Genomic DNA, 12,472 nt, shown 5'->3' on the forward strand with positions numbered 1-12,472 from the left:
CGGTCCTCAGGGGCCGTCCACCAGCGCGAACTCAAGCAGGATCGTGCGCTGCCAGTCATTGAAATTGTCGTCAGAAGCGATGGTGACGCGCGTCTCCCCGTCGGGGCCGACATGCACGCCAAGTGCCTCCATGTTATCGATATCACCGCCTCCGGCTTCCAAGAGCACCGCGCCACGCATTACCGCGCCCGGGCGCACGAGATCAGCCGGAATGCGCACCAGCCGCATTGCAAAGCTGAGAAAGCCGAGGCCCCGCTCGAGCACCAGAAGGTCGCCATCGGGCAGGAACGCGCAGTCCGTCGGCACCATATTGCCCGAGGTCTCATAGGCCAGATCGCCACGATCGCGCACGCCCATCATCCAGGCGCGGACCTGTCCGCCATTCGTTCGCAGGTTCTCGCTCAGCATCAGCGTTGAGCCGGCGACCGGGGAGGCCGGCGGCGCGATGCACAGGGATTCCAGTGTTTCGTTGCTGCGTGCGCTGCTCAGCCATTCGGGGATAGCGATGTTCCGCGCCGCACCGGCGGGCGACATACCGTCGAGATCAAAATCCGCCGCTCGCGTGAGATGCTCGAACCCTACGCGCACCGCAACTGGCGTCCCCTCACGCACTACCACATCGACGGATTCGGCATCGCGCGAATACTGGCGCGGCAGGGGTTCGCCGTTCGAATTTTCCATCGTTGTGAGAGCGGTATCGAGAAGTTCTGCCGGGCGGCCGCTTTCATCATAGGCGATGCGCGCGGTAAAGAATTGCCCGCGATCTGAAACGAAGATCATCGCTGAAGTGTCAACGAAGCTCAGCCCCGACAGTCCGCCAAAGCGATCATTGTCGCTCGTCAGGTTCAATCCGCCACGCCAGATCAGGCCATCGCCGACCGCTTCGCCCGGTGTCCGGCCGGCAAAATAGGTGAGCGGACTCGTTCTCACGACAAAATCTTCGGTAGCCTCGGACGTGCTTCCGATGCCAGCAACCGCAAGAGCCGCGAGCGAGACTGCGCGCAGGGCGCCTCGGTTCACAGCGCGCTCCGCCGTCCTGCCCCTTTAGGGGCTTCATCGAACAGCGCTGCAAGTTCATCCGTCAGCGCGCCAGCCAGTTCCTCGGCGTCGAGCAGCGTCACGGCGCGACGATAATACCGCGTCACGTCGTGGCCGATGCCGATGGCGGACAGCTCGATCGGCGAGCGCGTCTCGATCTCCTCGATCACCTGGCGCAGGTGCGCTTCGAGATAGTTGCCGGCATTGACCGACTGGGTGGAATCGTCAACTGGCGCGCCATCGGAGATCACCATCAGGATGCGCCGGTTCTCCGGACGCCCCATCAAGCGTTTCTGCGCCCATAGCAGCGCCTCGCCATCGATATTTTCTTTCAGCAGCCCTTCTCGCATCATCAGCCCGAGATTGCGCCTTGCGTGCCGCCACGGCTCGTCAGCGGCCTTGTAGATGATGTGGCGCACATCATTGACGCGGCCGGGATTGGGCGGCCGATCCGCTTCGAGCCAGGCTTCCCGGCTCTTGCCGCCCTTCCATGCGCGGGTGGTGAAGCCGAGGATCTCGACCTTGACGCCGCAGCGCTCGAGCGTCCGGGCCAGGATATCCCCGCAGATCGCCGCGATGGTGATCGGACGTCCCCGCATCGAGCCGGAATTGTCAATCAACAGCGTCACGACGGTGTCGCGGAAATCGATATCGTTTTCGGTCTTGTAGGAAAGCGCTGCGGTCGGATCGATCACGACGCGCGTCAGGCGCGCGGTATCGAGCAGGCCCTCTTCGAGATCGAACGTCCAGGAGCGGTTCTGCTTGGCCATCAACCGGCGCTGCAGCTTGTTGGCCAGCCGCGCGACGGCGCCGGCGAGGCTTTCGAGCTGTTTGTCGAGCAGCGAGCGCAACTGGTCGAGTTCATCGGCCGGGCAAAGATCGCCTGCCTTCACGGTCTCGTCGAACTTGCTGGTGAAGATTTTGTAATTGAACTGGTTGGAGAGGCGCTGCCCGTCATCCTTGCCCGGTGGCGGCATCGGCGCGTCTTCACCGGCCTCGGCGGTTGCGTCCTCGTCGACATCGGCCATGTCGGCTTCCATGCCCTCGACATCGCCGGTCTCCTCCGATTGGCCGGTGGCCTGTTCGTCCTCGGCGCTCTGGTCCTCGGTGTCGCCTTCGCCCTGTTCGGGCTGTTGGTCCGATCCCTGGGCCTGCTCGGGCTGTTGCTCCTCGTTTTCCTCCTCGGAGCCCTCCGACTGGTCGAACTCATTTTCGGGAACGAGATCGAGATCGCGCAGCAGCGCACGCGCCGCCTTCGAGAAATCGTCCTGGCTTTCGAAGCGCGACAACAGATCGCCGAGGGAGGTCTGGGCCTTGTTCTCGATCTCGTCGCGCCACAGATCGACCAGAGCCTTGCCGGATGGCGGGATCGGGACGCCTGCAACACGCTCGCGCAGCATCAGGCCGAGAGCCTCGGCCAGCGGCGCATCGCCGCGATCGTCGACCTCGGCGAGATTTGCGCGGAACAGCCGGTCCTCCAGCATCTCGCCGATATTGCCGCTCATGCCGGGCATACGCACGCAGCCAAGAGACTCAACGCGCGCCTGCTCGAGCGCATCGAACGCAGCACGTGCATCTGGGTCCGCCGGTGCCCGGCGCCGGTGCATGTCCGGGTCGTGGCTCGCAAGCCGCATTGCCATCGCATCGCCCTGGCCACGGGCGACTGCAATGTCGCGCCGAGTCGGCAGACGCGGCAGATTGGCAAGTCTTGCCTTGTCGGAGGTCAGGAGCGGACGGTCGGCCGTGAAGCTCACCTCGAGATCGGCCTTGCCGCCGACTGCACGCACTGCCGCCCCCACCGCCGACTTGAACGACTGGCTGGTATCGGGCTTGTTGGTCTTTGAGCGCGGCGGCGTTGCCATGGGCGGCTCCAGTTAAGTCGAAGGTGGCAGGTGGACAGCCATCAGCAGCAGCTGGGGGCGGGTCTTTTCATCTATCAATGCAGCGTTGACGGCAATCTGTTCGTCCGTCGCAGTCCATTCGTTGATGGCCTTGAGGACAAATCCGTGGTCATGCAAGGTGCCGATCAGTGTCGATAGCTTGCGGTGATACTTGACGATGCCGTTGGTGATCCAATCTGTGGTTCGCGGTCCTTCGACGCCATAGTCCTTGAGCGCGAAGATGCGCGACCCGTCGGCATCAATCCGAAACTCGGGATCGGCGCGGCTCGCCCAGATTGGATGCTCGGTCGTTAGCACCAGATCGCCGCCATAGGGGCCGAGCGCCCGCGACACCATTGCGCAAAACCGGTCGAAATCTGCAAGGTAGTGCACCGCCAAGGCGGTAAACACCAGATCGTAGCCACCAGAGGCGGGCTCATAAGTCTCGAGATCCGCGCGCTCATAGGTGATCGGCATCTCTTCGCCACGATGCTGCGCCTCCTCCAGCATCTTGGTCGACAGATCAACCCCATGAACGCGGCTTGCGCCTTGCTCTATGGCATACCGGCCAAAGGCTCCGAACCCGCACCCGAGATCGAGAATTCTCAACCCTTCAAGGTTGGGCAACATAACACGGACATCAGGCCACTCCGGCGCACCGGCAAGCCCCAGACGCGAGCGGGAAATCTGGCTGTAACCTTCAAAAAAGGTGTCATCATCATAGATGTTCTGAGCCATTCATGTTTCTCGCGCCTGTGGCCACCCATGTTTAGGGCAGGGCAAAGCAATAGTCGGCTGCGTTTCAACCGGAAAGGAGTGCGCCAAGATCTGGGGTAGCCCTGAACTTGGCGCCGTCCGTCAGGCCATGACTGCGAGGTTCGCAGCGGATTCCGGCAGGTCTTCGCCAAACACGCGCTGGTAGAACTCGGCAACCACCGGACGCTCGAGCTCGTCGCACTTGTTGAGGAAGGTCAGCCGGAAGGCAAAGCCGACATCGCCGAAAATCTCGGAGTTTTCCGCCCAGGTGATGACTGTTCGCGGGCTCATCACCGTCGACAAATCGCCGTTCATGAACGCCGAACGCGTCAGATCGGCAAGGCGTACCATGTTGGCGATGGTCTTCTTGCCATCGTCGTTTTCAGCATAGCGCTTGTTCTTGGCGAGAACGATGCCGACTTCCTTGTCGTGCGGCAGATAGTTCAGCGTCGTCACGAGGCTCCAGCGGTCCATCTGGCCCTGGTTGATCTGCTGCGTGCCGTGATAGAGCCCCGAGGTATCGCCGAGACCGATGGTGTTGGTCGTTGCGAACAGCCGGAAGGCCGGATTCGGAGTGATCACCCGGTTCTGATCGAGCAGCGTCAGCCGGCCCGAGACTTCGAGAACGCGCTGGATCACGAACATGACGTCCGGACGGCCGGCATCATACTCGTCGAAAACGAGAGCAATGTTGTTCTGCACGGCCCAGGGCAGAATGCCGTCGCGGAATTCGGTGACCTGCTTGCCATCACGCAGCACGATCGCATCCTTGCCGACAAGGTCGATACGCGACACGTGGCTGTCGAGGTTGACGCGAACCAGCGGCCAGTTCAGCCGCGCCGCAACCTGCTCGATATGGGTCGATTTACCCGTGCCGTGATAGCCCTGCACCATGACGCGACGGTTATGCGCAAAACCGGCCAGAATGGCGAGGGTGGTGTTGCGGTCGAACAGATAGTCAGGGTCCTTGGGCGGGACGTGCTCAGATGTTTCCGAATAGCCCGGCACCACGAGATCGGTATCAATTCCGAACAGGTCGCGCGCCTTGTATTCGGTATCCGGCTGGTTGGAATATTCAGTCATGAGTATCGACTCTTCGGGCAAGTGTCTGGTGTTTTCGCGTCGTATTCGCGCGCTCTATAGCAGCTAAGCCTGGCATGGGGTAGCGCCGCACGGGCAAAAGGCCATCGCGGCGGCAGAAGGCCTCAGCCAGCGAGAAAGCCGGCTTTCTTGAGGTGCGTGTAGGCCGCAATGATCGTGCGCAAACGCTCTTCTGAGGACTTGTCGCCGCCATTGGCATCGGGGTGGTGAATCTTGACGAGGCCCTTATAGGCCGACTTGATCTCGTCCGAGGTCGCCCGCCCGGTGAAGCCAAGCGCCTCGAGCGCGCGCCGGTCCGGCTCGTGGATCGGTTTTTGGCTGCGCTCGCCTGCCGGCGTCTGCTTGCCCTGGCGGTAGCGATAGCGCGCGAAGACCCCGAACGGGTCGCCATAGCGTTCGTTCTGACGCATGCCGGCTGTACGCGCGGTCTGCGAATTGCGCGCGCCCGGCTGGCCTGTACCAAAGCTCGACCGGCTTTCCGCCCGTGGCGGCTTGGTCAGGGTCTCTTCAAGCTCTTCATCGCTCATGTCGGAGAAGAAATTGTATGCGGTATTGTAGTGCCGCACATGCTCGAGACAGAAATTATGGTACTGGCCCTCGGCCTTGTGGCCCTTGGGTGCCTTATACAATCCCGGCTTCTCGCAGCCTTCCCAGGCGCATTCCGGCGCCGCCGCTACCTCGGGCTTTTCCGAAGTAGCCCCTTTGCGCGAGCGGATACGCACATTGTCGAACAGCTTGGAATCGATCTTCATTGCGCCTAGTTACAGTTCGTTTTCGTTCAAAGTTAGCCAACCACCGGGGCGTTACCAATGTCCGTACGCGAGACCATCATCCAGAAGCTGGAAACCCGTTTTTCCCCCGAGCACCTCGAAGTGATCGACGAATCCAACAAGCACTTTGGCCACGCAGGTTGGCGCGAAGGTGGCGAAACCCATTTCAGGGTCAGAATCGCGACCCGGCATTTTGAATCCAATAGCCGCGTTGCGCAACACCGCGCAGTGATGAGCACGCTTGATGACGAACTCAAGGATCGCGTCCACGCTCTGGCGATCGAGGTTCTGCCCCCCGAGGGACCGTTCACGCTTCCGCAGCACGTCTGATGGAAACAGCGGATTTGGCGGCGATGTGCCGCCAGCCGCTTGGTATTAATTGAGGGTTCAGGCGGCTCCAGTCAAGCCGGTTACATGAGCTTGAACGCGGGTGGTCAGTCTTCGGCGTCCTTGCGCGGCGTCAGCTTGACCCGCGTGATGCGCTGACGTTCGCGCGCAATGACCTTGAACTCGAAGCCGTGCGCGCGAAAGATCTGGCCAGGCGAGGGAATGATCTTGGCGGCGTTAATGACGAGCCCGGCAATCGTGTTGGCGTCTTCGTCCGGCAGGTTCCAGTCGAAGGCGCGGTTGATGTCGCGGATCGGAATGCCGGCATCCATGAGATAGCTGCCATCCGGCTGGCGCTTGACGCCGTGCATCGCCTCGTCGTCAGGCTGATCGTGTTCGTCCGATATGTCGCCGACGATCTCCTCGATAATGTCCTCGAGCGTCACCAGGCCTTCGACGACCCCATATTCGTCGAGCACCAGGGCCATGTGCTGGTGGCGCTTGAGGAATGCTGCGAGTTGCGTTTCGACCGGCGTTGATTCCGGCACGAACCAGGGTTTGGCCATGATCTCGCGCAGGTTGACGGCGCTGGCATCGCCCTTGGTTTTTGCCAGCGCGCGCAGCACATCCTTGGCGTGGATGACGCCGATAATATTCTCGGCATCGGTCTCGTACACCGGGATGCGGGTATAGGCGCTTTCCAGAACCTCATTGACCAGTTCATCGGCAGGCTTGGTGACGTCGAGCGTCATCATCTGCGTGCGATGCACCATAACGTCGCTTACCGACAGATCCTTGAGATCGAGGATGCCGCCGAGCATGTCGCGATCATGCTTGACCACTTCGCCTTCGGAGTGAAGGAAATCGACAGTACCGCGGATTTCATCGTGGCCGGAGATCGCCACGGCCTTATCCGGGTCGAGGCCGCACATTCGCAGAATGGCGTTCACCAGGGCCTGAACAGTGAGGGTGACCGGCGAAAAGATCACCACGATGACGCGGATCACCGGGGAGACGACAAGCGCGAAGCTGTCCGGGCGGATGAGCGCCAGGGTTTTCGGCAAGACTTCAGAAAAGACGACGACAGCTGCGGTCATCGCGACGGTGGCATAGGCAATGCCGGCTTCACCGAACACCTGGATCAGAACACTCGCAGCGAGCGTCGAGGCGAGAATGTTGACGACATTGTTGCCCAACAGGATCGCGCCGATCAGCCGCTCCTTTTCGGAGGTCAGCTTTTCGACCAGCCCTGCGCGCTTGTCGCCGTTGCGCGCCATTTGATGCATGCGGGCACGAGAGGCCGCTGTCAGCGCCGTCTCCGAGCCGGAAAAGAAAAAGCTCACGGCCAGCAGCAAGACGATGGCCAGAACCGTCAACCAAAGCGTCACACTCATCGCGTTCGCATCCGCTCGAGAAACTGCCAGACCGTATCGCGGTCGACATCATGTTCAATGAAGGCGCGGCCGATGCCGCGGGTGAGAATGAAGGTGAGCGCGCCACGCCGCACCTTCTTGTCCTGTCCGATAGCCTCGAGCAGGGCATCGGTATCGCCGATATCGCCCGGCACGTCCGTCAGTCTGGTTGGCAGCCCGGCCTGACGCAAGTGGTTTTCGATCCGCCCGGTATCCTGAGAGGGGGCGTGGCCGAGCCGCGCTGAAAATCTATGGGCCAGAACCATGCCGATGGAAACAGCCTCGCCATGCAGCAGGCGGTCTGAATAGCCCGTCAGTTTTTCAAGCGCGTGGGCAAAGGTGTGCCCGAGGTTGAGCAGCGCGCGGTCACCGGTTTCCGTCTCGTCGGCGACGACGAAGCGGGCCTTTGCCGCGCAGGACCTTGCGATTGCCTCGGCGCGCGCGGCACCGCCGGCAAAGATTTCCTCGCGATGCTCTTCAAGCCAGAAATAGAACTTCTCATCGTCGATCAGCCCGTATTTCACCACTTCGGCATAGCCTGCGGCAAACTGGCGTTCATCGAGCGTGTCGAGTGTCGACTGGTCGGCGAGTACCAGGCTCGGCTGGTGGAAGGCGCCGATCAGGTTCTTGCCGTGCGGCGAATTGATCGCGGTCTTGCCGCCGACGGAGGAATCGACCTGAGCCAGTAAAGAGGTCGGGATCTGCACCAGCTTCATGCCCCGGCGCGTCACCGAGGCGGCAAACCCGGCAAGGTCACCAATAACACCGCCGCCCAGCGCCACGACGAGGTCGCCGCGCTCCAAACGTGCCTCCAGCAGCGCCTCTATGGTGCGCTCGAGATGGGCATAGCTCTTGGTGCTCTCACCGGGCGACAGCACGATCTCGACCGGCTGAAATCCGCTTTGGCGCAGCGATGCGAGAAGGCGCGGCAACTGCGCGCGCGCAACGTTTTCGTCGGTGACGATACCGATGCGGGCTCGCGCGAAGCGCTCGGCGAGAATGACACCGGCTTCGTCGAGCAGGCGCTTGCCGATCAGGATGTCGTATGCGCGATCGCCCAAAGGAACGTGGACGGTATGATGGCTAGTCGGCATTTGCTGGGATCGAATCGTTTCTCTTGAAATAAGCAAGGCAGGCCTCGACCAGCGCACTGGCCACGGAGTCATGCGGCACATCGCGCGACACCACGGTGACATCGGCTTCGGCGTAAACGGGATAGCGCGCGTCGATCAGCTGCTTGAGCGTGCCGCGCGGATCGGCTGTCTTCAGCAGCGGGCGGTTGGAGCGCTTCGAGACGCGCTTGAACAGCAACTCGAAATCGGCCTTGATCCAGACGGATAGCGCCGCCGATTTGATCAGCGCGCGGGTCTCCGGGTTCATGAAGGCACCACCGCCGGTTGCGAGCACAATGTTGGGCTCGTTGAGGAGCCGCGAAATCACCCGCGTCTCGCCGCTGCGAAATTCGGCCTCACCGCGCTGCTCGAACATCTCGGGGATGCTCATCTGAGCGGCTCTCTCGATTTCCTCGTCGCTGTCGTAAAAGCTGCGCTCCAGCCGGTTGGCGAGGCGTCGGCCGACAGTCGTTTTTCCCGCACCCATCATGCCGACGAGCACCAATGGACGACCGTTCAGACGGTCAGACAATTGCCGCGCCTGTTCGCCGCGTCGGGACTGGCCTGAGCGTTTCATGAAGGCAACTCGGTCATTTCGTCTCCGAGTCCCCGGCGAGGCCGCTCGTCGTCTTGGCACTGCACATGAGACCCGTATCAACCTTTCGGCCCCCGGCTTGTCAAGCCGAACTCGCAGCTTGATCGATGCCGGCAAGTCGGGTCACAGTCCGGCAAGCCTACCACTCGGCAACCATTTTCTGTCAGGCTATGGTGCGCCGTAACTCTCACACTGTCCATATCCGGGGTACCGTCCGATGCCATCGCTGATCCGCCTGCTGGTCGCGCTATTGTTTCTCGGGGCGCTGGTATATGGCGGCATGCTGGCCCTCGTGGTGATGGTCGAGCCGACACCCGACGAGGTGCGCGTGCGCGTGCCGACCGCAACGATTCTTGGCGAGGATGCGGCGCCGGCGCGAAGCGGCCCGGATCTCGGCATCCGCTCGAATGAGGACGAATAGGATGGCGGCGGAGCTCTATCTCGTCGAGGCGTTCCTTGAAATGATGAGCGCCGAACGCGGGGCGGCCCCCAACACAATCGAGGCCTATCGGCGCGATTTGACGGACTATGCCGGGTATCTGTCGCATCATGGCCACGGCATCGCTGATGCGGACCGGGAGTGCGTGCTCGGCTATATGGCAAGCCTTGAAGCCGAAGGGCTGGCGGCCAGTTCCAGCGCCAGGCGGCTGTCGGCGGTTCGTCAATTGCACGGATTTCTGTGTGCCGACGGGCTGCGTGGCGATGATCCGACCCGTATCGTCAAGGCGCCGAAGCCGCGTCGCGGTCTGCCGAAAATCCTCAGCGTCGAGGAGGTGGACCGGCTGCTGGGTCAGGCGGAGACGGAAGCCAATGATTCTTCGTTGTCGAAGGCGCGGCATCGCGCGGCCCTCAGGCTCTATGTGCTGCTCGAACTTTGCTATGCCACCGGCATGCGTGTCAGCGAGTTGGTGACGCTGAAGCGCTCGGCGGTTTTGCGTGATGCGCAGTTTCTTACAGTGATCGGCAAGGGCAACAAGGAGCGCATGGTGCCGGTCAATGATCGTGCGCGCGATGCCATGCGAGCGTGGCTGGCAACGCTGCCGCCCGGACGGTTCCTCTTTCCGGCGAGCGGCGCCGAGGGACATCTGAGCCGGCAGGTTTTCGCGCGCGACCTCAAGGCACTCGCGGCGCGGGTCGGGATCGGCGCGGACCGTGTGAGCCCGCACGTGCTGCGGCATGCCTTCGCGAGCCATCTTCTTGCTGGCGGCGCAGACCTCAGAATCGTGCAGACACTGCTCGGACATGCCGATATATCGACCACACAGATCTACACCCACGTGCTCGACGAACGTTTGCGGACGCTGGTTGAGTCTCATCATCCGATGGCCGAGGGGTGATTAAGGGCCAGCCTTGACTTGCCGGCCCCGTCTCGCCACTTTCCGGCCAATTGACCGCGCCACAAAGGCGCTGGCACAAACAGTCCCCAACGGGCAGGCAGAATGCAGACCTATCTCGATTTCGAAAAGCCGGTTGCCGATCTCGAAGGCAAGATCGTCGAACTCAAGTCGCTGGCCTCAGGCGATCAGGCGGTTTCAATCGATGAAGAAGTGTCGCGGCTGTCGGCGCGCGCCGATGAGGCGTTGGTCGATATCTACAAAAAGCTCACGCCCTGGCAGCGAACTCTTGTGGCGCGCCACCCGCAGCGTCCGCATTTCTCGGATTATGTGAAGCACCTGATCACCGAGTGGACGCCGCTCGCAGGTGATCGCAAGTTCGCCGAGGACCCGGCGGTACAGGCCGGCTTTGGTCGCTTCAACGGGCGTGCCGTGGCCATTCTCGGCCAGGAAAAGGGCAACTCCACCGAAACCCGCCTCAAGCACAATTTCGGCATGGCCCGGCCCGAGGGCTATCGCAAGGCGGTGCGCATCATGGATATGGCAGACCGGTTCAACCTGCCGGTTCTGTCCTTCGTCGATACTGCCGGCGCCTATCCCGGCATCGGGGCGGAAGAGCGCGGACAGGCGGAAGCCATTGCCCGATCGACCGAGCGCTGCCTGGAGCTTGGCGTGCCGAACCTGGCGCTGATCATTGGCGAGGGGATGTCCGGTGGTGCCATCGCGATCGCGGCGTGCAATCGCGTCCTGATGCTCGAGCACGCCATCTATTCGGTCATCTCGCCGGAGGCGGGTGCATCGATCCTGTGGCGTGATGCGGGCAAGGCGCAGGACGCTGCCAACAACATGAAGATCACGGCGCCGGATCTTTTGGGGTTCGGCGTGATCGACGGCATCATTCCCGAGCCTGCGGGCGGCGCGCATCGTCATCCGGAACGGGTGATGGATGAGACCGGCAAGGCAATCGGCAAGTTCCTCAAGGATTTCGATGGCCGCGGCCGTCTCGAAACGCGCGAGCACCGGCGCGAGAAGTTCATGTCGATCGGCTCGACGCTCGGCTGAACGCCGCGCACGATGACGTGAACTGCAGTATTTCCGGGGGCTATGGCGCGTGGTAAGGAGATGTTTACCCTAAGCCATTACGCCCCGGTAACCACGAAGGCGCTAGGGTAAAGAAAATCCATACGGACCCGGTTGGTTTATCTTGGACCTCTCTTTGTTGCGCAAAGTCGTCGCCTTTGTTCTCGCCCTAGGCTGTGTCGTGGCCCTGGCCGGCTGCGTCGGGCTGATGTCGGGCGACAACCGCCACAACGTCCCCCTGTCATCAGGTATTCAGGCGCAGATCAAGTCGATCGGATCGACGCCGGGCAAGGCGATGTTTGTACGCATCTTCAAGCAGGAGGGGCAGCTGGAAGTCTGGAAAGAGACATCCGGCGGCGATTTCCGGCTGTTGAAGACGTATGCCATCTGCGCCTGGTCGGGTGATCTCGGGCCAAAGATCCGCGAAGGTGACCGGCAGGCTCCCGAAGGCGTCTACACCATCACCCCCGGGCTGATGCATCCGCGCTCGAACTATTATCTCGCGTTCAATATCGGGTTTCCCAACAAGTTCGATCGGGCGCACGGGCGCACCGGCTCCAACCTGATGGTGCATGGCGATTGTTCGTCCGCCGGCTGCTATGCAATGACCGATGGCGGGATCGCCGAGATCTATGCTCTTGCCCGCGAAAGCTTCAAGGGCGGCAATAAGAGCTTTCAGGTCCAGGTTTTCCCGTTCCGCATGACCCCCCAGAACATCGCGGCCAATATCGACAACCAGCACATGCCGTTCTGGCGCGATATCAAGGAAGGCTATGATCTGTTCGAGATCAACCGTCAGCCGCCGACCTGGGATGTGTGCGAACGCCAGTATGTGTTCAACGCCAGCGGTGGCGGCATGCTGGATGCGCTCGGGCCCTGTCCGGCTCAGACACGCAGTGCAACGCTCGTGGCGCGAATGGAAGCGGATGAGCGAAAGATCAACGACATCCTGGGCGGTATCGCCGAAAAACAGGCGGAACAGCAGGCCATCGCGGCGCGCGGAGAAGCGATCAACACCGCTGTCGGGGGCTTTTTCAGCTCGATCGGCAACGCCTTCGCGCAGTAGT

Annotated in this window: 13 protein-coding genes; 5 read left to right on the forward strand and 8 right to left on the reverse strand. The window is 61.9% G+C overall.

Translation table 11 applies throughout. From position 1 onward, the window contains the following. Positions 1-6 precede the first annotated feature (6 nt). The 5 genes from IE127_RS11570 to IE127_RS11590 all read right to left on the reverse strand — a co-directional run bounded on the left by IE127_RS11570 (position 7) and on the right by IE127_RS11590 (position 5,527). The gene (locus IE127_RS11570) at positions 7-1,020 is read right to left on the reverse strand and encodes an esterase-like activity of phytase family protein (RefSeq protein ID WP_189425817.1); all 1,014 of its coding nucleotides are present in this window, start codon (positions 1,018-1,020) and stop codon (positions 7-9) included. Continuing rightward, the gene (gene cobT / locus IE127_RS11575) at positions 1,017-2,900 is read right to left on the reverse strand and encodes a cobaltochelatase subunit CobT (protein ID WP_189425818.1); all 1,884 of its coding nucleotides are present in this window, start codon (positions 2,898-2,900) and stop codon (positions 1,017-1,019) included. Before cobT ends, IE127_RS11570 begins: the two co-directional genes overlap by 4 nt. 12 nt (positions 2,901-2,912) lie before the next feature. Continuing rightward, positions 2,913-3,656, reverse strand: a complete 744-nt coding sequence (locus IE127_RS11580) for a class I SAM-dependent methyltransferase (protein ID WP_189425819.1) — start codon at positions 3,654-3,656, stop codon at positions 2,913-2,915. A 120-nt stretch (positions 3,657-3,776) separates the two neighbouring features. Beyond that, positions 3,777-4,757, reverse strand: a complete 981-nt coding sequence (gene cobS, locus IE127_RS11585) for a cobaltochelatase subunit CobS (RefSeq protein ID WP_189425820.1) — start codon at positions 4,755-4,757, stop codon at positions 3,777-3,779. A gap of 122 nt (positions 4,758-4,879) precedes the next feature. Further along, the gene (locus IE127_RS11590; protein WP_189425821.1) at positions 4,880-5,527 is read right to left on the reverse strand and encodes a J domain-containing protein; all 648 of its coding nucleotides are present in this window, start codon (positions 5,525-5,527) and stop codon (positions 4,880-4,882) included. A 57-nt stretch (positions 5,528-5,584) separates the two neighbouring features. On the opposite strand from IE127_RS11590, the gene IE127_RS11595 reads away from it, so the two are divergent. After that, positions 5,585-5,875, forward strand: a complete 291-nt coding sequence (locus IE127_RS11595; protein ID WP_189425822.1) for a BolA family protein — start codon at positions 5,585-5,587, stop codon at positions 5,873-5,875. Positions 5,876-5,979: 104 nt separating this feature from the next. On the opposite strand, the gene IE127_RS11600 is transcribed toward IE127_RS11595, so the two are convergent. Genes IE127_RS11600 through IE127_RS11610 form a run of 3 tightly spaced genes read right to left on the reverse strand, consistent with a single transcriptional unit; the run spans position 5,980 to position 8,973 of the window. Next, positions 5,980-7,266, reverse strand: coding sequence for an HlyC/CorC family transporter (locus IE127_RS11600; RefSeq protein ID WP_189425823.1), 1,287 nt, complete (start codon positions 7,264-7,266; stop codon positions 5,980-5,982). Continuing rightward, positions 7,263-8,378, reverse strand: coding sequence for a 3-dehydroquinate synthase (gene aroB, locus IE127_RS11605; protein WP_189425824.1), 1,116 nt, complete (start codon positions 8,376-8,378; stop codon positions 7,263-7,265). The genes IE127_RS11600 and aroB overlap by 4 nt, the downstream gene beginning before the upstream one ends. After that, positions 8,368-8,973 (reverse strand): shikimate kinase, encoded by a 606-nt coding sequence (locus tag IE127_RS11610; protein WP_189425825.1) that lies wholly within the window; start codon positions 8,971-8,973, stop codon positions 8,368-8,370. Before IE127_RS11610 ends, aroB begins: the two co-directional genes overlap by 11 nt. A 235-nt stretch (positions 8,974-9,208) precedes the next feature. Between IE127_RS11610 and IE127_RS11615 the strand changes: the two genes are divergently transcribed. The 4 genes from IE127_RS11615 to IE127_RS11630 all read left to right on the forward strand — a co-directional run bounded on the left by IE127_RS11615 (position 9,209) and on the right by IE127_RS11630 (position 12,471). Continuing rightward, on the forward strand, positions 9,209-9,412 hold the full coding sequence (locus IE127_RS11615; protein ID WP_189425826.1) for a histidine kinase: 204 nt from the start codon (positions 9,209-9,211) through the stop codon (positions 9,410-9,412). 1 nt (position 9,413) lies between these two features. Then, entirely contained in the window at positions 9,414-10,328 is a 915-nt protein-coding gene (locus IE127_RS11620; protein ID WP_189425827.1) for a site-specific tyrosine recombinase XerD, read from the forward strand. A 102-nt stretch (positions 10,329-10,430) separates the two neighbouring features. Next, complete coding sequence (locus IE127_RS11625) at positions 10,431-11,387, forward strand: acetyl-CoA carboxylase carboxyltransferase subunit alpha (RefSeq protein ID WP_189425828.1); 957 nt, start codon at positions 10,431-10,433, stop codon at positions 11,385-11,387. Positions 11,388-11,544: 157 nt separating this feature from the next. After that, a complete protein-coding gene (locus tag IE127_RS11630) occupies positions 11,545-12,471 on the forward strand; it encodes a L,D-transpeptidase family protein (protein WP_189425829.1) in 927 nt (308 codons plus the stop codon). Position 12,472: the final 1 nt, after the last annotated feature.

The sequence above is a fragment of the Devosia pacifica genome, from assembly GCF_014652635.1.
GTDB classification, from domain to species: Bacteria; Pseudomonadota; Alphaproteobacteria; order Rhizobiales; family Devosiaceae; genus Devosia; species Devosia pacifica.